Source organism: Komagataeibacter sp. FNDCR2 (genome assembly GCF_021295395.1).
Classification (GTDB): domain Bacteria; phylum Pseudomonadota; class Alphaproteobacteria; order Acetobacterales; family Acetobacteraceae; genus Komagataeibacter.
In genome coordinates, this window is the sequence record NZ_JAIWOU010000003.1 from 17296 (window position 1) to 41437 (window position 24142).

General features: G+C 55.5%; 23 protein-coding genes and 1 pseudogene. 11 read left to right on the forward strand and 13 right to left on the reverse strand.

All coding sequences use genetic code 11. The features are described 5' to 3' along the window. Window positions 1-19 precede the first annotated feature (19 nt). The 3 genes and pseudogenes from LDL28_RS14870 to LDL28_RS14880 all read left to right on the forward strand — a co-directional run bounded on the left by LDL28_RS14870 (window position 20) and on the right by LDL28_RS14880 (window position 2565). On the forward strand, window positions 20-430 hold the full coding sequence (locus tag LDL28_RS14870; RefSeq protein WP_233059450.1) for a hypothetical protein: 411 nt from the start codon (window positions 20-22) through the stop codon (window positions 428-430). An 855-nt stretch (window positions 431-1285) separates the two neighbouring features. After that, window positions 1286-2293: pseudogene (locus tag LDL28_RS14875) on the forward strand (IS3 family transposase). A 65-nt stretch (window positions 2294-2358) separates the two neighbouring features. After that, a complete protein-coding gene (locus tag LDL28_RS14880) occupies window positions 2359-2565 on the forward strand; it encodes a transposase (protein WP_233059520.1) in 207 nt (68 codons plus the stop codon). On the opposite strand, the gene LDL28_RS14885 is transcribed toward LDL28_RS14880, so the two are convergent. The 4 genes from LDL28_RS14885 to LDL28_RS14900 all read right to left on the reverse strand — a co-directional run bounded on the left by LDL28_RS14885 (window position 2552) and on the right by LDL28_RS14900 (window position 7710). Continuing rightward, on the reverse strand, window positions 2552-3940 hold the full coding sequence (locus LDL28_RS14885) for a bifunctional cytidylyltransferase/SDR family oxidoreductase (protein ID WP_233059451.1): 1389 nt from the start codon (window positions 3938-3940) through the stop codon (window positions 2552-2554). The two genes, LDL28_RS14880 and LDL28_RS14885, sit on opposite strands and share 14 nt — an antisense overlap. 96 nt (window positions 3941-4036) lie before the next feature. After that, the gene (locus LDL28_RS14890; RefSeq protein WP_233059452.1) at window positions 4037-5437 is read right to left on the reverse strand and encodes a CDP-glycerol glycerophosphotransferase family protein; all 1401 of its coding nucleotides are present in this window, start codon (window positions 5435-5437) and stop codon (window positions 4037-4039) included. Between the two features lie 378 nt (window positions 5438-5815). Beyond that, a complete protein-coding gene (locus LDL28_RS14895) occupies window positions 5816-6328 on the reverse strand; it encodes a chemotaxis protein CheW (protein WP_233059453.1) in 513 nt (170 codons plus the stop codon). Then, window positions 6328-7710: a methyl-accepting chemotaxis protein gene (locus LDL28_RS14900; protein WP_233059454.1), complete on the reverse strand. Its 1383-nt coding sequence runs from the start codon at window positions 7708-7710 to the stop codon at window positions 6328-6330. The genes LDL28_RS14895 and LDL28_RS14900 overlap by 1 nt, the downstream gene beginning before the upstream one ends. A gap of 405 nt (window positions 7711-8115) precedes the next feature. On the opposite strand from LDL28_RS14900, the gene LDL28_RS14905 reads away from it, so the two are divergent. Continuing rightward, entirely contained in the window at window positions 8116-8799 is a 684-nt protein-coding gene (locus tag LDL28_RS14905) for a response regulator transcription factor (protein WP_233059455.1), read from the forward strand. A gap of 136 nt (window positions 8800-8935) precedes the next feature. Here the strand turns inward: LDL28_RS14905 and LDL28_RS14910 are convergent, their stop codons facing one another. The 5 genes from LDL28_RS14910 to LDL28_RS14930 form a co-directional block, all read right to left on the reverse strand. Then, window positions 8936-10681, reverse strand: coding sequence for a flagellar hook-basal body complex protein (locus tag LDL28_RS14910; protein WP_233059456.1), 1746 nt, complete (start codon window positions 10679-10681; stop codon window positions 8936-8938). Between the two features lie 313 nt (window positions 10682-10994). After that, window positions 10995-12080: a flagellar biosynthesis protein FlhB gene (locus LDL28_RS14915; RefSeq protein WP_233059457.1), complete on the reverse strand. Its 1086-nt coding sequence runs from the start codon at window positions 12078-12080 to the stop codon at window positions 10995-10997. Between the two features lie 12 nt (window positions 12081-12092). Beyond that, window positions 12093-12905, reverse strand: a complete 813-nt coding sequence (locus LDL28_RS14920; RefSeq protein ID WP_233059458.1) for a flagellar biosynthetic protein FliR — start codon at window positions 12903-12905, stop codon at window positions 12093-12095. Window positions 12906-12939: 34 nt separating this feature from the next. Beyond that, window positions 12940-13215, reverse strand: coding sequence for a flagellar biosynthetic protein FliQ (locus tag LDL28_RS14925; RefSeq protein ID WP_233059459.1), 276 nt, complete (start codon window positions 13213-13215; stop codon window positions 12940-12942). A 9-nt stretch (window positions 13216-13224) separates the two neighbouring features. Beyond that, complete coding sequence (locus LDL28_RS14930; protein ID WP_233059460.1) at window positions 13225-13566, reverse strand: flagellar hook-basal body complex protein FliE; 342 nt, start codon at window positions 13564-13566, stop codon at window positions 13225-13227. 255 nt (window positions 13567-13821) lie between these two features. Here LDL28_RS14930 and LDL28_RS14935 point away from each other — a divergent pair, with 255 nt between their 5' ends. Continuing rightward, the gene (locus tag LDL28_RS14935) at window positions 13822-14448 is read left to right on the forward strand and encodes a hypothetical protein (protein WP_233059461.1); all 627 of its coding nucleotides are present in this window, start codon (window positions 13822-13824) and stop codon (window positions 14446-14448) included. A 244-nt stretch (window positions 14449-14692) separates the two neighbouring features. On the opposite strand, the gene LDL28_RS14940 is transcribed toward LDL28_RS14935, so the two are convergent. The 3 genes from LDL28_RS14940 to LDL28_RS14950 all read right to left on the reverse strand — a co-directional run bounded on the left by LDL28_RS14940 (window position 14693) and on the right by LDL28_RS14950 (window position 17767). Then, complete coding sequence (locus LDL28_RS14940) at window positions 14693-15661, reverse strand: flagellin (RefSeq protein ID WP_233059462.1); 969 nt, start codon at window positions 15659-15661, stop codon at window positions 14693-14695. A 373-nt stretch (window positions 15662-16034) separates the two neighbouring features. Then, window positions 16035-16913: a MotE family protein gene (locus tag LDL28_RS14945; protein ID WP_233059463.1), complete on the reverse strand. Its 879-nt coding sequence runs from the start codon at window positions 16911-16913 to the stop codon at window positions 16035-16037. 230 nt (window positions 16914-17143) lie between these two features. Further along, the gene (locus LDL28_RS14950; protein WP_233059464.1) at window positions 17144-17767 is read right to left on the reverse strand and encodes a hypothetical protein; all 624 of its coding nucleotides are present in this window, start codon (window positions 17765-17767) and stop codon (window positions 17144-17146) included. A 621-nt stretch (window positions 17768-18388) separates the two neighbouring features. On the opposite strand from LDL28_RS14950, the gene fliF reads away from it, so the two are divergent. The 6 genes from fliF to fliP all read left to right on the forward strand — a co-directional run bounded on the left by fliF (window position 18389) and on the right by fliP (window position 23380). Continuing rightward, window positions 18389-20026, forward strand: a complete 1638-nt coding sequence (fliF, locus tag LDL28_RS14955; protein ID WP_233059465.1) for a flagellar basal-body MS-ring/collar protein FliF — start codon at window positions 18389-18391, stop codon at window positions 20024-20026. A 2-nt stretch (window positions 20027-20028) separates the two neighbouring features. Further along, window positions 20029-21081, forward strand: a complete 1053-nt coding sequence (fliG, locus tag LDL28_RS14960) for a flagellar motor switch protein FliG (RefSeq protein WP_233059466.1) — start codon at window positions 20029-20031, stop codon at window positions 21079-21081. Continuing rightward, complete coding sequence (locus LDL28_RS14965; protein ID WP_233059467.1) at window positions 21078-21827, forward strand: hypothetical protein; 750 nt, start codon at window positions 21078-21080, stop codon at window positions 21825-21827. The genes fliG and LDL28_RS14965 overlap by 4 nt, the downstream gene beginning before the upstream one ends. 17 nt (window positions 21828-21844) lie before the next feature. Continuing rightward, on the forward strand, window positions 21845-22207 hold the full coding sequence (gene fliN / locus LDL28_RS14970; protein WP_233059468.1) for a flagellar motor switch protein FliN: 363 nt from the start codon (window positions 21845-21847) through the stop codon (window positions 22205-22207). A gap of 2 nt (window positions 22208-22209) precedes the next feature. Continuing rightward, window positions 22210-22578, forward strand: a complete 369-nt coding sequence (locus LDL28_RS14975; protein WP_233059469.1) for a flagellar biosynthetic protein FliO — start codon at window positions 22210-22212, stop codon at window positions 22576-22578. Window positions 22579-22684: 106 nt separating this feature from the next. Continuing rightward, entirely contained in the window at window positions 22685-23380 is a 696-nt protein-coding gene (gene fliP, locus LDL28_RS14980; RefSeq protein WP_148299251.1) for a flagellar type III secretion system pore protein FliP, read from the forward strand. Between the two features lie 34 nt (window positions 23381-23414). On the opposite strand, the gene flgH is transcribed toward fliP, so the two are convergent. Continuing rightward, window positions 23415-24119 carry a flagellar basal body L-ring protein FlgH gene (gene flgH, locus LDL28_RS14985; protein WP_233059521.1) on the reverse strand — a complete coding sequence of 235 codons (705 nt, stop codon included), beginning with the start codon at window positions 24117-24119 and terminating at the stop codon, window positions 23415-23417. Between the last annotated feature and the right edge of the window lie 23 nt (window positions 24120-24142).

Below are 24142 nucleotides of genomic sequence, written 5' to 3' on the forward strand. Positions count from 1 at the left end.
AACTGAGATTCAACCAGATATGCTTAAGATGTTGAACTTCATGAAGAGTTGTTTTTCGATATCGATCACCGGAATTTTCCTGATTTTCCCGTTGGCATGCTCGGCCCGCTGCCTTGGTCCGGCCCGTTTCCAGACATGCGATGATCCGCAAAGTGGCGCACATATGGATATTTCCCGCTTTGGTCATGAAACGGTTATTTATGGAGTAAGACCAGAAAGTGGGGAGACTTATCAAGAATTTTCCACAGAAATCGGGCATATGACTTATATGGACGGAGTGGATAATCAGGGCCGTCCGCAGTACGAAGTGCTTGAAAACTTCAGTCATAGTTTTACAGATAGTTACGGAACAAATGCTAGCGGAAAGCCATATTCCCATATGGAAGATATGCCTCCAGATGAAAAATCCCGAGAAGAACGTGGTAATTAATATCTTGATTTGTAACGGTTTTATGCCGGTCATCTGAGCGTTTTAAGCTCGTATTAGGAAACCGACGAGGGCATGAAGCATACGGAAGATTTCAAACGCGAGGCCGTGAGGATCGCGTTGAGCAGTGGGCTGTCACGCACGTGCGTTGCGGCCGACCTTCCTGACCGGACGATCGACTGTCAGAGCCCGCTATCGTTCGATATCATCCTGCCAGGGAAGGCGGTCGTCCCCCTCCTTTCCCTAACTGACCCTGCAACTCCGGATGTACCGTTGCGGGGGATGGACCGCAGGCGTCACGTCCCTGGTCGACAGCCTGAGCCGAGGATCTGAAGGCAATCTCCAAGGCCATCCTACTCCAGACTACCTGCCGACGGGGCGCTTCGCCCTCGGCTCCCGGCTGGACAGGCAGGATGCTCCCTCGTCACAGCCTGACGCCCCGCAGGAAGAGCCGACCTGACCCGCATTAACTCTCCCACACGCGATAACCGTAATTATCATTCCTAGGGAATGTCTACTGCTGCATCTATCACGACGTTTTGATCTCTTATCACCTGTATAACTCTGCAAATTTGCCGGTCTCTATTCTGGTTATTATAATCTTGCTTCCCGGCGTGTCCTCTGTGCTGAGTTCGGGTCTGTGGATTGTTGTATGCCTTGTTGGCGTGTCGGGCGAAAGTCTCTGGTGTCAGCATCCAGAAGCGCCGTCCGCTGTTCAATGTGTCCTACACGAAATCGGGACTCCAGCCGCTGGCTTGGACCGTCGGGCTGCATCATCGGCGATGCACACAGGACTTGTAACGGTTTTGTGCCGGTCATCTGAGCGTTTCAAGCTCGTATCAGGAGACCGACGAGGGCATGAAGCATATGGAAGATTTCAAGCGCAAGGCCGTGAGGATTGCGTTGGGCAGTGGGTGTCAGGCATGCGCGTTGCGGCCGACCTGGGTATCGGCAAATCCACTCCGGGCAAATGGATAGTAGATTATCGTCCGACCGGGCCGGCATCCGCGCCTCAGGCTGATCTGGCGCGCGAGAATGAACGTCTTCGGCATAATAGCCAATCGAAAGGCTGTGCCAGGTTTGACGGGTCTCGGCACGGGGTTACCGGGCCTGGACATCCCGACCGACCTGCCAGCGCCAGCGCACCGACCTGAAGGTGCGGGCGCATATCCGTGAACATTATGCCCTGAGCAACGGTTCCTACGGCCGGCCGCGCATGAGCATGGAACTTAGGGAAGCCGGACTTGATGTCGGGGAACGTCGCGTTGGCCGACTGATGAGGGATAACGGGATCCGAGCCGTGCGCACCCGTCGCCACAAGGTCACGACCGACAGTCACCGTCAGTCTGACATTGTGACCAACCTTCTGGATGGTAATTTCCTTGCCAATGGGCCCAACCGGAAATGGGCGGGAGATATCAGTTATATCCGGACTACCGAAGGCTGGCTCTGCCTGGCTGTCGTCATCGATCTGTTCAGTCGTCGCGTGATCGGGTGGGCCGCAAGCGACCGGATGAAAAGGGATCTGCCCTGGATATGGCAGTGCAACTGCGTAACCCGGCGCCCGGATGCATTTTTCACTCTGATCGTGGCAGCCAATATGGCTCTCATGATTTTCAGAAGAAACTGCTGGTCCACGGACTGCTGGCTTCAATGTCCAAAAAGGGAAACTGTTTTGACAACGCCGCCGACGAAACGTTTTTCAAAAGCCTGAAGGCGGAATGGCCCTGAAGGCAGAACTGGCCAACCCGTCGTCAGGCTACCGTCGCTATCTTCCAGTATATCAATGGGTTCTACAATCCACGTCGACGCCATTCATATCTGGGCAGCAGCCGCCCTCCCGCTTTCGAAGCTGGAGTGGCATAATCACTTCCAGACCGGTATAAAACCGTTACAAGTCCAATCTGCTGATCCACGGGATCCTGCCGGTCATTCCATCACGTAAAGGCCGCAGCGCGCCTCAGAAAACAGACTGGCGGCGTTACAGGGACCGTAACTGCATTGAGCGGATGTTCAGCAAGCTCAAGCAGATGCGCCGTATCGCAACCCGCTACGACAAGACCGCCGTGTCCTTCATGAGCTACCTCAACCTTGTCGCCGTAAGGCTGTGGATCATATCTTTTGTCAACGTGACCTAACATCAACTATTAATCCTGATCTATAAAGCAAAGCTGCCTGTAATGTTTTTTGTGCAACAATTTTAGGATCAAGCAGCGTTGACGGTTCTTCATCTCCAAAGTTCTTTGTTCGCATAGGTGTTTGTGTGCGTTCCGGGCAAATACATTGGACCTTGATTCCGTCTACCTCCCATTCTTCTGCCAGAGCCTGTGAGAAATTAACGATCGCGGCTTTGGTCGATGAATACACGGCATAAAATGCACGACCCCTCGTATACGAGCTGGATGAAAAATTTATCAGGCACCCTTTTGATTGAAGCAGATACGGTCGGGCTGCGGTTGCAACGTTAATCACCCCCAGATAATTGGTGGCAATCATCTCTTCAATCTGTTCCAGAGGGGTAGAGGCGAAGGGTTGGCGAAACATCACCCCCGAAGTATTGATAATAATGTCAATACATGTTCCATATTTCGTGATATCTTCTAAAAAACTCGAAATTGTATTGATATGCGAAACATTTACAGAGTTTTCAGAGCGACTGGCTGAGAAAACTTCGGCACCGTAGTCTTTTGCCATATCGCAAATCGATTTACCAATGCCGCATCGTCCCCCAAAAACAACAACTCTCTTTCCGCGCAACAAAGAGAGGTCTAGGTCTACATCCTCGTCAACTCCCATTGCTCCCGACTGAATTAGTTTTTCAGATAAAAATAAATCTATGGGCGTTGTTATTTTTATATTACTATCAGAACCGTCCACAGCTCCTATGGAGATTCCAGGAAGACCAGCCAGCAAAACACTACAATCACATGTAAATGTTTTTCTATTATTCTGTTTTATAATAATATTTTCATATGCTGTCTGCAATATACCAAGACGGAAACCCTGTGGTGTCTGTCCTCGGCGCAGCATGCTACGATCAGGAATATCAGAAACAAGATCTCCTGACACTTTGACTATTGTATCTGCTGACGGAACAACAGTGTCGACTGCCGGGAATATATCGAGAGCCAGCAAACATTCAGATAATATTTTTTGTGTTACGAACGGACGCACCGCATCATGGATAAGCAGTTTTGTGTCAGGCTGGTAGGATGACATAGCGTTCAGAGCCGCCTGCGTCGATTCTATTCTATTTTTACCGCCGACAACGATCTGTTTTAATTTTTTCCAACCACGGCTTTCCGATATATTTCTAATGAAATTAACGTATTCGGATTTAGTGACAATAATAATTTCATCTATATCATAAAAATCTTCAAATACATCAACTGTATATTCCAAGACAGTACGGCCAGCCAGCTTTGTAAATTGTTTTGGGATCGTAGCCCCGAAACGAGTACCATCACCCGCGGCTAGAATTACACCGACGGCACTTGTTAAACGTTCACTCATTGCATATCCTATCATTCCTACAATTATCTGAAACCATAGGGACGATCCTTCTTACATAAGATACAACTGAATATTAAATATTTATATTAATGGAATTCATGATACAGATCCTTCAACTTTTATACCCAATCCATCAGCAATATTTTCAAGTATAATTTCACAGGATGGCTTTGTATCAGGAAACAATATACTTTTCAGATGCTCCCGATCAGGATTATGAGTATCCTTGATAGTTTTGTTTTTGTAACCCAGGGCCGTCTGCTTCATATCTTCAAATGTATATACGGTATCCGCGCATGCTATGGCTAATTTCCCAACACTATTTAGCTCTGCATGTACGCCTGAGTTGAAGAAAATCAATGGCTTATCAAATATGGGATACTCAATGAAAAAAGAAATGCCATCCGTTATCATAAGGTCGGATGCCGCGAAAAGTCCCCCATAACGTTCATTTTCGTAAGCGCAATTGGGAAGACTCAGCCATTCTTTCAGGAAGCCATCAACATCCTCCTGCTGCATGACCTTACGGTTGACGACACTCTTGAACAGTTCTGGATGAGGCTTGAGGACGAATTCTATATCCGGCGTCTCTCGCGCCCATGCAACAAAATCCTGATATATCCGATGGAAGACGCCAAAATTGAGCCATGGGTTATCACTGCTATGATGTGGTGCCCATATGACGCGAAAAGCTTTTTTGTCTTTAGGTTGTGCATCAAACGTCGGCCATGAAGGCGCTTCATTCAGGAGACGTTGTAGTTTTGGATACCCTGAAAGAACAAGTTTTTCCGATGGGGCATGACTGAAAGATTCAAAATACTGCAATGCGTATCTATTTTCACAAAAAATTCGCCAGGCTGCTCTATGATAAGGCGTATCGCAGGAAATCTTATTCACACCCTCCTGCTCGGCTTGCATGCTCATGTATTTTTCCAGAACAATAATGCCATATGGAACAACACATAACTTTGCAAAGCTAAGATAATCAGACGAGAATGCGGGCGGATAAAGGTCATCCCACTGCGATTGACGGAAGATAACATCTGGAGCCAGACCCCGAAGAATATTCAATCCGGTAAACGAATCTTCCATATCAAGGCGAAGATGGGGGATATTTAGCTTGTCCAGACCATCGCTGGCTCTTTTTTCCCCACTAAAATGAGTATCGCCACCGAAACGACGATTTATTGTCGCGACAAATGGCTCAAAAATATCACTTTCCAGCATTGCTTGATAAACATCAAACAATGAGTCCCATAACTCTATGGAATTAACAAGAAAGACAGCTCTAACCTTACGCCCATTAGGCTTTAAATGTGACGCTGAAAGTGCCTGTACAGACGCACGCGTCTGTTTCACCTGCATATGAAGATCGAGTACAACCTGAGACAGGCTTTTTAAGATCTTTTCTGTGTAGGTCTGTCTTTCCAGCAGATTCGATAAGAGTTCTGCTGTCTCACGATTAAGATCTATGGTGTGTTTCTTATTCTCAGACATAAAAGTTCCTTGCTCACCAAATCACCCACCATATCGACCGGCTTTTAATTCTGGCTTCTTTTTTACACGATGATGGAGGCGTAAGACAATGAACAGCGACCTTCAAGAAACCTCTGGGTCAGAGGGTTATATCGTGTTTCCGAACGGGCATTGTCGGGCAGAAAACCAGAGATGACACACATGGGGATATCAGGCGTTCATGGTCGCCAGACCCCACATGGACGGGCTAAAGACGTTCAAGGTCCATATTATTTTAGCTGAGTGAAACGGTGCAGCAAATGATTGCAGCATTTCCGGCGCATAACGAAGAAAAGTGATGCCGCCGCCATCCGGTTGACGATGGGCCTGCTCCTGTCCTGGATGCAGGCCCGATAATCCTTAAGAGAGTACGGCTTCAGAATTGGTCAGGCTGGGTAATTCAATCCATCTGCTGAACGCATCGATATCGAGATGCCCGATAATCCGGTCTTTTATCGTTATGAGACCGCTTAAAATCTTATGGGTTTCCTGTCCCGCCGCCGTGGGAATCGGCTTGATATCATCATAGGTCAGGGTGACGATATCCTGCACTTTATCGACCAGCAGGCCAGCGGGCTCTCCACGCAGTTCAACAATAATCACCGCAGCGGGGACGCCACGCTCATTTTCGGCCTTATGTTCTTTTCCGGTATCGAAAATAACATGCATATCGATGACAGGTATCATCGCGCCCCGCAGATTCATAACCCCCTTGAGATAGGGCGGCGCAGATGGAAGCGGACTGCCTCCCGTCCAGATACGGATTTCCATGACATAGAGAATGGGGAGCGCATAAGCCTCCCCATTCACGATAAAGGTGAGTACCTGCAACGCCTGTTGCTGGTCACCATGCCGATTACTGGAAGCAAGCATCAAAAATCAGCCGCCCACCCATCTAGAGTTTCAGGGACTTTGGCCCCAGCCGAGAGCTTCTTCTGGGAGGTCTGGGGCGCCGCTATGGTTTTTGGCCTGTCGGACGCTCCTCTCATATGGAAGTGACTGACCACCATCATCAGGTTCGAAGCCTGACTTTTGAGATTATGCGCGGCCGCGGCCGTCTCTTCAACCATTGCCGCATTCTGCTGGGTGGTCGTGTCTATATGGGAGACGGTCGTATTGATTTCCTTAAGGCTGGCGGCCTGCTCCCGTGCCACGGTCGCGATTTTCGAGACATGGCCGCTAATGGATTCCACCTGGGATACAACGGTTCTGAGCTCTTTATTGGTCTGTTCAACCAGCTTCACACCATCGGTGACATGGCGCTTGGAAATGCCGATAAGATCGCGGATCTGCTTGGCCGAGTCAGCGGATCTCTGGGCCAGGGAGCGCACCTCGTTGGCGACAACGGCAAAGCCACGCCCGGCTTCCCCCGCGCGGGCTGCTTCCACGCCGGCGTTCAGTGAAAGCAGGTTGGTCTGGAAAGCGATCTCATCAATCATGCCGATAATCGCGGCGACCTTCTCGGAAGATGCCGCGATTTCCTCAATGGCGACCATGGCGTTCTGCATGACGTCGCTTGAGCGCTGGACAGAAGAATGCGCCACATCAGCCGAGCGGTTGGTTTCAAGGGCCGCTGTCGCCGTGTTTGAAACGCCGCCAGTGACATTATTGACGGATGCAGCCGTCTGGCCCAGTGCGGCTGCCTGCCGTTCCGTTCTCTGGGCAAAATCATCCGAAGCCTGAGCGATTTCCACCGCCCCGTTCTGGATGAGCGACGATGCCGATGCAACGCGTGTCATGGCGTCGGACAGAGAGATGAGCGCGTCGTTGAAGTTCAGACGAAGCGGTTCAAATTCCTTGGCGAAGGGCGAAGAGAAATGGAATGTCAGGTCGCCATCCGCCAGGGCCTTGAGGCCACGCCCAAGATCGGCAATCAGAGCATTCTGCTGGATCTCGCGCTGGCGGGTCTGCTCCGTAAGCAGTTCCTGTTCCCGTGCGCTGTCGGCTGCCTGCTTCTGGAGCTCGATCTGGCGCAAAAGTGCGTTGCGGAATGTTGAAAGCGCATTGGCCAGTCGTCCCGCGCAATCGGTCCAGCTCAGGAAAGGTATGTTTTCATTCAATGTGCCCGCCGCGATCCGCTCGGTAAGGCCCGTGATGGTCTCGAATGGCTTGGCGACACGATCGATCAGCACCCAGCGGATGCATACAACCATTACCGAACCGAAGAGAAATTCACCCAAGGTGATAATTCTCTGATTCTCGATGGAGAGCTGAAGCTCAAAGCAGACGACCTGAACAAAGATCTGAAAGATCATGTAGGCCTGAAGACAGGCTGTAACTACGGTGATTTTTTTTCTTAGAGGCGCACGCTCAGTAAACCAATTTAACATGTTACTGTACCATTTATGTTTGTTGCGCGCAGATAAAGCACGGTAATGACGCAGCGCAGCACTGTTCTGATGGGAAAATTATCGGCCAGATATTCTACTATTGGCAACGCATTCAGAGACCATCATCCTATAAGCCCGTTTCTAGATTGCGTCACGCAAATGGAAAAGAGGGCCGTACACATGGCTGCTATTTTAGCAGTCACTTGTCTTGATAGTTTCCCTAATATATTCCGATATTGAGATATATGCGCATCACAGGCTTAGCATCGGACGTTACTACTCTAGGTTGAAAGTAATACACTCATGACGGGAGATGGAACGGATGCTCATGTGCTGCTGGTTGAGGCTGAAAAGACGACCCGTGATCTCTATAACGCCGTTCTGCTTGGCTCCGGGTTCGCAACGGATCTGGCCACCTCGATCCTGGAACTGAAACGGCGTATCCGTTACAGGAAATTCGATATTATCCTGCTTGAATTGCAGCTACCCGATGGCAACGCGCTGGAGACCATAGCCGAGCTACGACGCGATACATCCGCCGGGATTATTGTTGCGACATCATGTTGTACAATGCATGACCGTTTGCGCGGACTGGAAAATGGTGCGGATGATTATCTCGAAAAACCGCTGCATCCACGGGAGCTTGTCGCACGTGTTCGTAATTTGTCGCAACGCCTGAACATGGCGGTCCGGCCAGGTCAGGAAGGGCTGGTTTACCATTTTGCAGGATGGAAGATCGACCTTGCCACCCGCAAGATATGGTTACACAACAATATCGAGATACACCTGACGGAAAACGAATTCCGGCTGCTGGATACCCTGATCCGCAATGCGCCCAGGCCGGTACATCGTGATCGTCTTCTTATGCTGCTTGATGAAGATATTACAGTTCGCGCTGTTGATAAGGCGATCTACAGGATGCGTACGAAACTACATGCCGTTCTTGGCAAATCAGAACCATTCGTCGAAACCGTTCATGGTTTCGGCTACAGGCTTGTCGCCAAACGGTTATGATTACGCTTCTTTTCTAGAAAGATTCGATACAGGAGTTCCAGGCCTCGCAGGCTGGTTCTTGGATCGCTATGAAAGCAACCCATCCATCCGGATGAAAAGGACCGGTCTGCTGTATCATGGCAGACCGGTCAGATCATTATGACTGCTTCATCGCAATCGTGGTCTGGAGCAGTTCATCGGCAGTTGTAACCACCTTCGTATTGGCTGAATACGCTTCCTGGGCAACGATCAGGGAGGACAGGTCGCTGGTCAGATCCGTGGTCGAGGATTCAACATAACCAACCGACAGGGTTCCCGTGCCATTGTCGCCAACAACGCCCGTTTGCGCAGTGCCGGAGTTTGCCGTGGCGGTATAGGCCTGCCCGTCAACAGCATTCAGGCCATCGACATTGGCAAAGTTGGTCAGGGCGACCTTGCCGATCAGTTGCGTGTCGCCGTTATCGAACTCGGCCATGATGGACCCGTCGCTTTCAATCTCGGCGCCTTCATAAGTCCCGCTCGATACACTGTCGGAAGTCAGTGACGTGGTATCGGTGGAAAGCGCTGTGGTTGAAAGGGAAGCACCGCTGAGATCCATGGTGTAGGACGAGCCGCCAACGGACGCCGTCAGGCTGCTTAACCCTGATACCGTTGTCGAGGGATTGGTCAGATCGGTTACCGATGCAACCGAACCGTCCTTGTTGAAAACGACGCTGTAGGAGTCGGAGCTGACCCCCGAGGATGAGGAGCTGTCATAAGGATTGACCGCCGAAACCGTCCACGTCGCGGGGGACGCGGATGTCTGGGTCCATTTGACGGACACAGGCGTGGTTCCGACATCCGTCGGTGCCGTTACATAGGACTGGTTCGAACCCGTGGTCGTGCCCAGCATGGTGTTGGCGGCCATCGAGATGGTGCCGGGTGTTGTTGTCGTATCGGCCGTCAGGGCCGTGACTTGGCTTGTGCTGACAGCGCTGCTACCGGCTGCGGCCATGGTAGTGCCGCTTGTGCCGCCGATTGTACCGAGGTCAAGCTGCATGGTCTGCGTTATCCCATTGTAATCGGCCGAAATGGGAATTGAAACAGCAGAACCGGTAGTCGTCGAACCGACGGTCGCGCCCGTGTCCTTATTCATGACAGAGGCCAGTGTGCCATCACTGTTGAACGTGACCTGATAGTCATTCGCCGCGATCGAACCCGTTCCCCCCGCATCATAGGCGCTGACATCCCAGACCAGTGGGTTGCTTGAACTCTGGGTCCATGAAAGGCCGACCTCATGGGGCTCGGCATCCGCGTCATATGTCGTGACCGGGGCGGTCGTATATGTCTGGGGTGTATAGTTCGTGCTGTCGGTCGGCAGGCTTCCGATCGCAGCGGACTGGGTCAGGGTTGTTGTTTCCGTGGGACGGAACCCGACATTGGCGATATTGATCTGGGTCAGGTTGTTATCGAGCTGCCCGGTCTGGCTATTGACCATGTAACCATCGAGATAATAGCCGGCGGTGTTGACCAGATAACCGTCCTTGTTCTCGTAGAATTCGCCGTTGCGGGTATAGTACTGCTCATTCTGGAACTGGGTCGTGCCAGCCGTGGTCGCGCCGGTTTCCTCGGAGACGTCGAAGAGGCCACTGCCTGAAATCGACATGGCCAGGCTGTCGGTGCTGGCAGAGGCCGTGCCCTGCTGGTCCACATGCTGCACGGTCAGGGCGGAGACGGAATCCGAAATGTCGTCGGATGCGGAATTGCCACTTAACGAACCTGCCACAAAGTCCTGAAAGGCTGTGGAATCAGCCTTGTAACCTACCGTCTGGCTATTGGCGATGTTGTTACTGAGGTTCGTAAAGGCGGTCGACTGTGCGTCAATTCCGCTGACAGCCGTAGAAAGGGCATTAAAAATCGACATGAGCTGTCCCTGACCCGAGCGCGCTGTTGTCTGTCCCGTCCGCCATCAGGCAGAAAAAAACCATGGTTTCATCATGCCGACGATACCGCATGACGCTATCAGCCCACCGTTTCCGGGAAGGCAGACATAAGCCAATGGCTTTTACGGGCATGGAATGGCGGCCGAAACATCCCCAGCGCGTCACCTGTGCCTATGTTTTTTCTGACTAGCATGCACATCATGAAATGCAAGGATTTCCTTCAATGCGCCCTCACGGTTACCCTTTGTAACCCGGGAAAGCACATATTCCGGCACGTTGGCGGGTTCCGCCTGCCTAACGTAATGACGTGCGGGAGCCGGGGGTCTTGAGCTTCATCACGTAGGCTATGATGGCCGCAACAGGCTGGAAATATTCCGGGGGTATCTCGGAATCCAGCGGGACTGTGTAAAGCGCGCGCGCCAGTGGCGGGTTCGCGACCACGGGAACGCGTGCGTCTTCCGCCGCGTGGCGGATGCGGGCGGCAAGATCGTCCGTTCCCTTGGCGATGATCTGGGGCGCGCTGTCCACGCCACTTTCATACAGGAGCGCAACGGCATAATGCGTGGGGTTCGTGACCACGACCGTGGCTTTCTGGACTGCCTCGATCATACGGCGCCGGGCGCGTCTGCGGCGGATCATCTGCAGGCGCCTTTTTACAAGCGGGTCGCCCTCGGTCTGGCGCGTTTCTTCCTTGATGTCCTGAAAGCTCATGCGCAGCCCGCGTATTCTGTTATAGCGCGTCCACAGGTCATCAAGCAGGGCAATGCCGCACTGCACGACAAGAACAATCAGCGTGGCATAGGCAAACCATGAGATGAGTTCTTTGGTGAGGCGGGTAATCGTCCATCGCTCGGCTTCCGGTGCGATCTGGATCGTTCCCTTGGCCACGCCGTAAAGAAGAAATCCGAACACGATGAATTTGGTGCAGCTTTTCAGGATTTCGACCAGGTTGCTCAGACTGAAAAGGCGCTTGATGCCCCGCATGGGCGACAGACGCGTAAGATCGGGCACGAGCGCTTCGGGCCGCCACAGGAAGCCCGTCTGAAGCAGACCGCAGATGGTAACGACCACAATGCTTACACATACGAGCGGCGTTGCAAGCAGCGCCCCTTCAAGCCCCATTTGCATGGCAACCCGGTAAATGGACGGCATATCCTGCGGAATGCTGTCAAAATGGCTCATGATGCCGCGCATATGCTCGATGAACCTGTGACCCGACTTGGCGGATGTCAGGCTGAAAATGATCAGAAACGCGCCCAGGGCAAGCAACATCTGCAATTCGCGGGACTGGGCGACATTTCCTTCCTCGCGCGCGCTCTGAAGCTTTCTTTCGGTAGGGGCCTGACTCCGTTCGCCGCCACCGGATCCTTCATCAGCCATGGGGCTCTGTCCTTAATGCCGCGAGACGCCGGCGCCTATTCCCGGCAGGCCGATGAGCAGGTCACTCATCCGCTGCTGCCAGAAGCTGGTCATGACCTGAATCAGCATGGCCAGAAGCAGCACACCGCCCAGCAACTGTGCCGGCATGGCCAGTGAATAGACCTGTATGGCGGGAAGCAGCCGGTTCAGAACGCCCAGCATCGCAGGCCACAGCGTGCCGATCAGGACGAATGGCGCGGCAAGCTGGAGGGCAAGGGCGAATGTCTGCGATGTAGCTTCCGTGATGCTTCGGGTCATGTCACCTACCAGTGGCATATGCCCCGGTGGAAACAGATTGTATGAACCCGCGATTGCCGCCAGCGGCAGCACATACAGGCCCGTCATCAGGAAAATGACCGGGATCAGCGATGAAGCCATATGACTGATCGCCGTGCTGCCCGCGCCCAGGTCGGCATCCGGCTGGATTACACTGGCCAGCCCGGTGAAAACGGCGATGATCTGCATGGCAATCGCAAACGCCATCGCCAGCAGCCGGGCCAGTGATCCGATGAATACGCCACACAGCAGCTCGCCCACGATAATCGCGACCGCCAGCGATGGTATATGCAGTGCCTGCCCCGATACCTCCATGATATGGTCCTGCACCACCGGCAGGATCATGACCGTCGTGGCGAGTGCGAGCCCGGCCCTGACCACCATCGGGGACGTAGTTTCCCCCAAAGCGGGGGCGGTCATGATCAGGGCGCTGACACGGCACAGAACAACAAGGAACATAGCGGCCAGAACGGCGATGGATCCGCCAGGAAAGGACGGATCGTCCATCATTTCGCTAAAGCCGCCTGCCGGACCGGGTCACTATTCATGAGCCACCGACCATGACCATCTGGTCAAAAATCGTCTGCGCGTATGTATGTAATGTGGAATACATGAACGACCCTGTCAGCAGGAGAGCGCCCATGGCGGCAACGAATTTTGGCACAAAGGAAAGCGTGGCCTCGCTCACCTGCGTCATGGCCTGAAACAATGAAACCAGCAGCCCCGCGCACAGGGACGCCAGCAGGGATGGCGCGCCCATCTTTACGGCCACAATCAGTGTCTGGCGCAGTATTTCATGAATATCGACCGTATGATGCATATGACGATCTCAGATCGACATTTTCATGACGTCCTGATAGGCCTGAACAACCCTGTCCCTGACCGTTGTAACGGTTTGCAGGGTCAGTTTGGCTTCCTCGACAGAGGTGGTTATGTCCGTGAGATTGCCCTTTCCGGACAGCCCGGCGGCGGTCTGGGCCTCGGCTGTTTTGCCGGTATTGATGGCGCCCCTGACTGCATTATCCAGCGCCGCGGTAAAACCGGAGACGGGATCCGACGACTGTGAACCGCCATCAGTATCCGTATTGCCGGTGGTCGACTGCGTCGCCTGCTGCGTCAGGCCATAGGCGTTGTTCGCATCGAGACTGCGTGTGGTGATATCGCTTATCATCGTGTCCCCGTTCCGCCCCGCATGCCTGTCAAGGGGTGAAAGCGCATTCCTGCCAGTTAATCATCTGACTGATAGCCCAGCGCTTCAGCCACGACAAGTCCTGCGGTCCTTATGGGCTTATCGCATCGTGTCAGTCATGTCCTGATCGAGACAGCCATGGCAAATAGGATTGCCATGGACTAACAATCAACCCGGACCTTCGCATGGGGGTGGATCATCTCCTGGTTCCCTGTCTCCGGGAAAGGACGTAATTGAGTGAGTGACCGACGGAATATGACTTTCGTGCATGCCGGTATGGGTGCGGCCCTGTTCGCGGCACTACTTTCCGCAGGCACCTGCAAGGCAGCCAGCCCGGCGGCCGGTAAGGCCGCAGCATCCCATGCCACCGGGGAACAGCAGTCCACCAAGATGCCGGGTACGGATGGGGGCGGCATCCAGTGCACGAGCGGACCTGTTTATGTTGTAGAGATACATGCCGTCAGCACCAGCGGCGATGACAATGCCGGTGTCGTCATCGGGTCGGCCTCGACAGAGATCTGTTCGACCAATGCGACCAAGTTTTCCGATATCGTCATGTCAGGGACCATAGCCGACAATACCGGCCCGGTCGCCGCCAGCGTGAAGACCGGCGTGGAAGGAGCGGTGCAGATACATGGGCGCACCGTGGATATGAATGCAAATATCTATGCCCCACCTAGTGATCTGGATATGTCGCAATGCGCGCAGCAGGATAGCGGCAGCACATGCAAACCTCACCCATTCGCGGTGAATTTCGTCCGGACATGGGTCTTCACACCGGGGAAATGGATGAACTTCCGTGCCGGGACGGATGCGACGGGCAATTCCGTGTCTCTTCTGGTCAGGCTTTCGGACAGCCTGTGACATAGCGGGAAAACCGTATGTCCTGACTTCGTTCGGTCATGTCCCTGGGAGCCATTGAATCGGTTTCGATCGGGTGCCGACATGGTCATCCGCGTCGATCAGAAAACAGCGAAGAAAAACCCGGAGCCGGTTCCACAGGGCCGCACGGGGAAAAGGCATATTTGCAATATATGCTTTCGGACAAAAAAATACCCCCGGCCGAAGCCGGGGGTACCTGTCGTCAAGGCTTTGCGTCCGAAGCGGATTAGCCCTGGAACAGCGAGAGAATGTTCTGCGACTGGCCGTTCGCGATCGTCAGGGACTTGATCGCCAGCGACTGCTTGGTCTGCAGGGAGGTCAGCTTCGCGCTTTCAGCGGCCATATCCGCATCGGTCAGGGCGCCGACACCAGCCGTCAGGTTGTCGGAAACGGTCGCACCATAGCTGGACATGCTGGACAGCAACTGGGTATTGGCGCCCAGGCGATCCGTCACGTCCGTCATGGCCGTAATGGCCTGCTGGACCTGGCTGATCATAGCGCTGACATTCACGGTCCCGCTCGTGTTGAAGGTGCTGGAGATCGTCGAGCTGCCGGCGCTGCCGGTAAAGATGTTGGAGGTCGGGTTCTGCCCCGCCGTGCCAGACTGTGACAGGCCAAGGGCATCCGTCATGGTCGTACCACCGGCCCCTGCCACCTTCACCGAAGCGTCATTCTTAATCAACGAGTTGAAGCCGGTAATGGTCGCCGTATCACCCTGCAGACCGGTCACATAGTTGAGCGAACTCGCGGTGATGGAAAGACCGTCACTGGTGCCACCGGACAGAAGATTCACACCGTTGGTTGTGGCATTGCGGGCAATGGTATCAATCTGGGTGAGGTAGTTGGTGATTTCATCACCGATCCCGGCGATGGACGTCGGGCTGCCCTGGTTGTCACCCAGCGTAGTGACCGCGGACTGGATTTTATGCAGAACACTGATGATCTGGTCGGCGGCACTCGTGGTGCTGCTGACAACCTGAGAGGCAAAGGACAGGCCATCATTCACCGCGCCCTGACCGGCGATGTTGCCGCTCATCTGGGCCGCGATGCCGAAGGCGGCGGGGTTGTCAGCGGCCGTCGAGACCTTCAGGCCGGTGGAAACGGCATTTTCCGTCGAGCTCAGTTCGGTCTGGGTCGCGTTCAGGGTTTCAAGGGCGACCATCGCCGAGGTGTTGGTGTTAATCGAAAGTGACATTGTTTTTTCTCCGTCTCAAACTGGCTGTTCGCCAACGCAGGATCAGTAGAGCTTCAAATGGCTAAGAGAAGGTAAGGCGGACGAATATTTTTTCAAATATCATGAAAAAATATCGGATGGACGCAGCAATTGGAAAAGCATGAAACAGAATGCTGCCACCGCAACGATGACCAACAGTCCTTCCGTCAGAAGCATGGAAAGAAAATGCCCGGACCATCCGGCATTCCTCTTTCTCCCCCCTTCGCGGAACTTCGTTTCATACAGTAAAGCCACTGCGCGATGGGCCTTGCAGGCCGTGCTGCCGATCGGCTCAGTAAGCAGTCCGGAGCGGTTCGCCCGATCGTGGCGGAAAGGCTGTATGAAACAGCAGGAATTACTGGCGTGACGGTGTAAGGGGGCCCTGTGCGGGTTGTTGCTGGACGGAGCCGGTGTAGGACAATGTACCGGCTTCCGTTCCCTGGTCCGTCCTGCCATCGCTTACCGCCGAAACCCGGATGGGGCGGAAGCTGCGGACACCAGCCAGGAACTGGGAGACAAGATTTACACGTTCCGGCGTCATGGTTCCCATGATGGCGGCTATCTTCCGCGGGTTCATCTGGCTGGCGATGGAAACCAGCACGTGAATATCCATGATATTGAAGACCGCCGCCGCCTCCTTGGGGGGCATGTCTTCATATATCTTCACCAGCCTGTCGGTTTCAGCCAGCATGTTCTCCCGGTGGGCGGCCTGCTTTTCCGCCAGTAGCGCCATGGACGCGTCCAGATCATGCATCTTTTCATTAAGGGCGGTCTTGGCGGCATCCAGAACGTGCTTCTGTTCGGCCATATCCTTCTGCTCACTGTCGATATCGGATCGACGTGCGAGGATATCCTTGACGAGATCCGCTTCGGCCTTGCTGACTTCCGGGTCGAAGTCTCCGCCGAATTTTCCCGTCGTTGGCTGCATGCTGGCACAGGACAGACCTTTCGGGCAGTCCCCATCCGCCGTGCCCTGCCTGGCGGCTGAAGACTGGGGCGGTGTCTGTGCTTCGCCACCACCGGCGTCATCCGACTGAAGGAGTGGAATCCACCCCTCGATCGCGTTCCTGTCTTCCTTGGTGCTGACATGCTGGGGCGGAAGGATAGACGCGGTATCGGCTGGCGGCGCATCTTCCGGCGCGCCCTCCTGCACCTGTGTTTCGTTCACGACGGGCTGGGCGGTCTTCTGTGTGCTGTTATCCTTCAGGTGTCCGGCAAGTGCATGCATATTCATCGCCAGTAACAGGGTCATCAGGCTGGATGAAATATGTACAAGTTTCCCGAATGACAGACGGGGCATACGCATTACACTTTGGTCCACTTGCGGTTTTCTGATGGTCGCCACAAGCAATGTCTCCGGGAAAACGCGGAGGCATGTATAGTCATATGAACCAGAAGCGGGCCATCAGGCGGTGCCTTTCCGGTGCTGGTCCATGCTGCTTGTACCCTCTGGCTTATTTCCGGTTATTCCGGATCCTGACCCGGGTCCACAAGAACCACATGGCCATCCGCTGTCGCGGCGGAATGCAGGGCTTCATCCATATTGTCCCAGTCCGTTACCGGGGCCGGCTTGCCCGCGTCATGGGGCTGCTGGGCAACCATATCAGTGGAACTGTCAGGAGCAGGGGTTTTGGAAGGCGCCGGCTGCGCATCGGGAACCGCCGCGGCCACGGGCGCCGCTGCCTTGCCGACATTTTCATGTTTGGCGGGGGCGGTGCCTGACGTTACGAGCCGGATCTCCCCGGTCAGGTCGGCATCCTTGTGAATGCCGCATCCGGTATGCCCCTCCAGAACAATGGTGCAGTTTTCCACTTTCGCGGTAGCACTGGCGTAAAACCGCTTCGTACGGATCACGGCTTCTTCCACCCGGCCACGGATGATGACTTCATCCGCCAGGAGTTCGCCGGAAACGATGCCGGATTCAAGAACATCGACAGTCGGTGCGCGCAGCCGGGCGTTACGGACACATCCACCTACGATAATGGGTGTGTCTGTCTCGCACTCCAGATTGGCGACATTCAGCCCCTGGGCAAGTATGGTCTGGGTTGGCTCAGCAGCCTTGCCGAACACGTTATCACCGTCGTTCATACTGTTTTCCTTAGGACTTTCCTGCCTGACCATGCCTGCACGTCCGTTCCTGACGGTTTGGCCCCATTCGCGCCCTGCACGCTGGCTGTCCGTAAGCCGTTTCGTACCGGTTACTCATGTGCCCTGAAAGTTCCAGACGCCGCACAGAGTGTTGATGCTGTGAAGTAGCGGCTTGTGTCAAGCCATGCAATAAATTTGATCCCCCGGAAGGGAACCTTTTTCTGTCTGGTGTACACTAATAGCCTCAGTATGGGGCATGTCCGGAATAAATCCCTGCCCCTGCCCGCTGATGAACCGCCTGCATGCCATAGGAAAGCCGGGACGCGGCAGGCCCCGGGGCAGCGGGGAAAAGAAACGTATCGCTGTGTAACGACGGCACGATTAAAATATAGTTAATCAATCGCGCGCCCACCGGGTTGCTTTTTGTCCCGGACGCTCCTTTTCTGCCTTACCTTATGGTGCAGGCATCGTTATCATAAGCTCTGAGTACTCCCGTGCTGCTCTGACGGGCATGACTGAATGTAGTGGCAAGGCGAGATGCAGGGGTATCGAATGGTTAACGCGCTGGAGGATTTTTTGGCTTCCTGTTCTCGTGTTGTAATAAAGTAGCGCTTTAGCCTTATGCAGAATATATTGGCGAGCCTGAAGGGTCTCGGGCGCACGCGGTTGGCCGCGCTGGGGATCGCGGCCGCGGTTCTCCTCTCGACGCTCGGGTTCCTTGTTTTCCGTAGCAGTGGCCAGTCCCCGGCGCTGCTTTACAGTGATATCGACCTTGGTGAAGCAGCCGAGATGGTTGATGAGCTGGGAAAGGCCCATATCTCCGCTACCACCAGTCCCGATGGAACAAGCCTTTACGTTCCCCATGACAAGGTCGCCAGCGCAAGGCTGCTTCTTGCAAAGGAAGGCCTCCCCACCGGGGGCGCCATCGGTTACGAACTGTTTGACAAGAGCGGCACCCTCACCAGCACGCAGTTTGAACAGACGATCAACGAGACACGGGCGATGGAGGGAGAGCTTGAACGCTCCATCCGCCTCCTGCACGGGGTGCGTAACGTCAGGGTCCACCTTGTCCTGCCGCACCGTGACCTTTTCTCGACCCAGACCAGCCCATCCCAGGCCAGCGTTGTCCTCGACATAGGCAGGACGGGCCGTTTCAGCCCCGACGGCATCCAGGCCATCCAGAATCTGGTGGCCGCCGCCGTTCCGGGTCTGCGCCCGCAGGGCATATCCATTGTGGATACACGCGGTGACGTTCTGGCCCGGCCCGGCGACCCCGATAGCGCGGCGGGCCAGGAATCAACGCTGGACAAGCTCCGCTATGCCGAGGAACAGCGGCTGGCGCAGGCCGTGGAAGACATGCTGACCCCGACCCTGGGGGCAGGTCATGTGCGTGCCCGTGCGGCGGTCACCATGGATACGGACGAAATCCGCGAGACGGATGAGAGCTACGACCCCAACCAGCAGGTCCTGCGCTCCCAGCAGACCAGTTCGGACAAGACCGTCAATACCGAGGCGAACCCGAATACCACGGTGGCGAATAACCTGCCCAACGCCAACGCCAATCAGGATAACAGGACCGGTTCGACTGGCGACCGGGAAGATGAGACCAACAATTACGAGATTGGCAAGCGTGTCCGTGTCATAAGCCAGACACGCCCGCGACTGGCCCGGATCAGCCTTGCGGTCATGGTGGACGGCTCGTTCACAAAGGCCAAGGACGGCAAGGAAGTCTGGCAGCCGTTCGACAGCGCCAAGATTGACCAGATCACGACGCTCGCGAAGACGGCGATCGGTTATGACAAAAGCCGTGGGGACGAGGTCAATGTCGTTTCCATGCCGTTCATGCCGGATGCCGAAGGCGGCTTCTCGACGCCAGCCACCAATCTGTGGAGCCGCGATACCCTTATCTATATCGCGGAATGGGTCATTCCCCTTCTCCTGGCCCTTGGCGCCATCTACATTGCCATCCGGCCGATGCTGCGCCGTGGCGGACTGGGCGGGCTTGCCCTTGCCGGTGGCCAGATGCGTGAAGGGCTGGCTGGCGGACCGGCGGGCGCTGCGCGTATAGGTGGCGGCGGGGCGCTGGATTCCGCTGAAATCGCTGATGATGGAACGATCAGCGTTGAAGGCGTCGACGGGAAAATGCGTGCGGAAGCGATCACGAAGGTCGCCGACCGTATCGAGGAAAGCCCCGAAGAGAGCATTCTTATCATCCGGAACTGGCTGGCCGCGCCAGAATCCCCGGCGAAGGGAAGCTAGACATGGCCGAATCCGCTATAACCCCGGTTGCTTCCGCCAACCCGCCGCCCTCTGTCAGCGTGCATCTGACCGGCAGGCAGAAAGCCGCCGTTCTCATGCTGGCCGTCGGGCGCGACCGGTCCGCGAAGCTCCTGAAATTGCTGCATGAGGATGAGATCCGCGATATTTCCATCACCATGGCGGGTCTGGGCCTGGTGCGGGCCGATATCGTGGAAGAGGTCTGCCACGAATTCACGCGGAACTTTGAATCATCCGACGGTCTTGTCGGCACCTACGAGACCACGGAAGAAATGCTGCGCAAGGCCCTGCCGGAAGAGCAGGTGGAAAAGATCATGGACGAGATCCGTGGTCCGGCCGGCAGGACGATGTGGGACAAGCTCGGCAATGTGCAGGAGACGGTGCTTGCCAACTACCTGCGCAACGAATACCCGCAGACGGCCGCCGTCATCCTGAGCAGGCTCCGGCCCGCGCACGCCGCGCGCATTTTCGCATTGCTTCCGGAAGATTACGCAACGGACGTCATGATGCGCGTCCTGCATATGGAAACGGTGCAGCGGGAAGTGCTGGACAGCGTGGAGGCAACGCTGCGTTCCGAGTTCATCTCGTCGCTTGGCCGCTCGTCGAAGCGGAACAGCTACGAGCTTCTGGCGGAAGTCTTCAATAACTTCGACCGCAAGACCGAGACGCGCCTGATGGCGTCAATGGACAAGCGTAATCATGAGGATATGGAAAAGGTGAAGGCGCTCATGTTCACCTTCGAGGACATCAAGCGCCTGCCCCATGTCTCCCTCATGCGGATTGTCAATGAGGTCAACCGTGAGAAACTGCCGCTGGCCCTGAAGGGCGCTTCGGAAACGGTGCGGAAGATGTTTCTGCAATGCATGTCCAAACGTGCCGGGAACATCCTGCTGGAAGAAATCGAGGCGCTTGGTCCTGTCCGCGTCAAGGATGCGGACGCCGCACAGACGGAAATCGTCGGCACCATCAAGAACATGGCGAATGCCGGTGAAATCGACCTGGCCGAAAACGGCGGCAATGACGAGATCATACCGTGACAGCCGCACCGGTCCCTCCTTCCGCGCCAGATGGACACGCCACGGCGGATAAGACCTCAACCACACATGCGGGCATGCCGATCCGGGATCTGGCGGATATCGAGGATTTCGGCGTTGTCCCCATGACGGTGGCCGACAGCCTCGCCGCGAAGGCGGCCGCACAGCCGGAAACGCCCGAACCCGACCCGAACCTTGTCACCATGACCCGCGAGGAAGCCGATGCCGCCCGTGAGGCCGCGTTTCGCGCCGGTTTTGAAAAAGGAAAGCAGGACAGGGAGCAGGCGCTACAGGAACATTATGCTGGCTGCCTGTCTTCCCTTACGGACATATTCAAGGCAGAAAATGAGCGGCGGAACCAGGTCATGATGGGGGCGGCGAAGGCCTTTCTCATGACGGTTGTGGATATTGTCCGGACTCTTACGGCCCTGGATGGATCCGTGGTGGCCGGTATGCAACGGGATCTGATCCTTGATGCGGTTGCATTCGTCAAGGAATGTGATGGCCCGGTGAAAGTACAGTGCAATGCAGCCGATGCGCAGCGCCTGACCACCCTGCTGCGGGGAAATCCGGCCGTCAGGATAGAGGCCACGAAGGGTTCCGCAGAGGATACAATACGTATTACATCAGCAGCGAACACCATTGTCATTGATCCCGGGCAGTGGCGTAAAGCTGTTGCGGAAAAGATTGTTGCCGCCGTTACAGCCCTCGCGGAGCAGCGAGGGGGGCGGACCGTGCAGAAAGCATAGAGCAGGCGGAGAGAACCATGAGCACAGGCAACGCGGATATCGGGCTTGAAGATTTCACTTCCACCCCTGCGGAAACCCCGCCCGCGGCTGATGCAGCCGCATCGGACGCAAAGGAGCCGACTGGGGCCGCCCAGATGGAGGCGGTCTATGATATCCCGGTAAAGATCACGGCGGTCATCGGCACGGCCACCATGCCGGTCAGCCAGCTTCTCCGGCTCGGGCGCGGCGCTGTCGTGGAGCTGGACAAGAAGCTGGGGGAAGCGGTCGATATCTATGCGAATAACCGGCTGATTGCCCGTGGTGAGGTCGTTGTCGTGGACGATAATCATATCGGCGTCACGATGACGGAAATCCTCTCGGCCTCCCCCACGTCCAGCTAGGCATGGGCGCAGTATCCGCGACAGGAGTTTTTGCCGCGCCCCAGTCAGGCTCTCTTGCACATGGCGCGGGAACGTTCGGCACTGCATGGCTGACATGGATTGTGTCGTTCGTAATCGTCATCGCGCTCATTCTGCTGAGCCGCTATGGACTGCAATTGCTGGAACCCTACCTGTCGCGGCGGCGCCAGACACGCAATCTGGCCGTGGTGGAAAGTCTGGCCATAGATCAGCGCCGGCGTATCAGCATCATAAAATGCGGTGAAAAAAAGGGACTGATCCTGACCGGGGGCGGCAATGACGTATTCCTGGGCTGGATGGAAAATGAGGATGCCGCACGCCCTGCCAGTTTCCTTGATACCCCACCGGATTGATGCGAATAGTGGAGCTAACGCGTTGACATATCCGTCTTTTACGGGACGTGCCGCCAGAGCCGGGGCTCTTTTTGCCTGTATCGGAGCTGTTGTTGCCCTGGCGGCCATGCCGACGCTTGCACATGCCCAGTCCCTGACGGTCGATCTTGGCAAAGGGATGGGGGACGCGGGCACGACCAGCCGCCTGATCCAGCTGACGGCGCTCATCACCATTCTTTCGCTGGCGCCCAGTCTTCTGGTCATGGTGACCGCGTTCACGCGGATCATCATAGTCCTGTCCCTGCTGCGCGGTGCGATCGGGGCGCAGGGCACACCACCCAATACGGTACTGATCGGCCTTGGACTGTTCCTGACGTTTTTCGTCATGCAGCCAGTTCTCGAACAGTCATGGGTTCAGGGAATTTCCCCCATGATGGATGGCCGTGTAAGTGAAATGGAAGGTCTGGCAGCGGCGGCGGAGCCTTTCAGGGGGTTCATGCTGGCGAATGCCCGGCCTGCCGACCTCACCACATTCCTGCATCTTGCGAATGTGGCGCCACCAACCACACCGGCCGCCATGCCGTGGCGCGTGCTCATTCCGGCGTTCATGATTGGTGAACTGAGCCGCGGCTTCGAGATGGGCTTCCTGCTCTATCTGCCGTTCCTTGTCATCGATATTGTTACATCCAGCGTTCTCATGAGTCTTGGCATGATGATGCTGCCCCCCGCCACCATCTCGCTGCCATTCAAGCTGATCTTCTTCGTAATGGTCGATGGATGGCAGATGGTGGCTGGCGGACTGGTCAGAAGTTTCGGGGGGTAAATAGCCCGCGCCAGCCGTAAATCACGCTTTCGGATCAGAACGGAAGAACGCTATCAAGCACCTGCTGGCCATATCGTGGCGTCTGGATCTTGGTAAGCTGGCCACGGCCGCCGTACGAGATTCTCGCCTCGGCAATTCTGTCGTGGGTGACGGTATTATCTTCCAGAATGTCCTGTGGCCTGACAACACCGCTGACCAGAAGCTGGCGCAGCTCGCCATTGATCCGGACTTCCTGACGGGCGACAACGACAAAGTTGCCGTTCGGAAGAACCTGGGTAATCGTCCCGGCCAGGGTAAGGGTGACGGTCTCGTTCCTTCGGATCGAGCCCGCGGCAAGATTGGCGCTGGCGCTGCTCGTGCTGAGTGCATCCGAGTTGGTGAGGTGCGATACCCCCTTGCCCTTGAAGCCGAAGAGGCTGGGAATCCCGAAATCCTCCGATCCGCTGCCGCTGGCGGATGTATCGTCCGTCAGGGCGGCGTTATCGGCAATCTCGACCTTGATGGTAAGGAGATCACCGGCCTGGGAGGCCCGCTGGTCCTTGAAGAAGGCCCGGCTTCCCGGCCGCCACAGGCTTCCGACCTCGGTCGGCGGGGCCTGAAGGGGGGGCATGGGCATGGTCACGGGACGATAATCAGGCGCCTGTGTCGGGTCGGATGTCTTGGTCATGCGGGGCGGGTGGCCCATCTCGCTTATTTCCGACAGGCCTGAACACCCGGACAGGCACAGCAATCCGGTCATTATCGCGCCAGACAGGCGGTGTT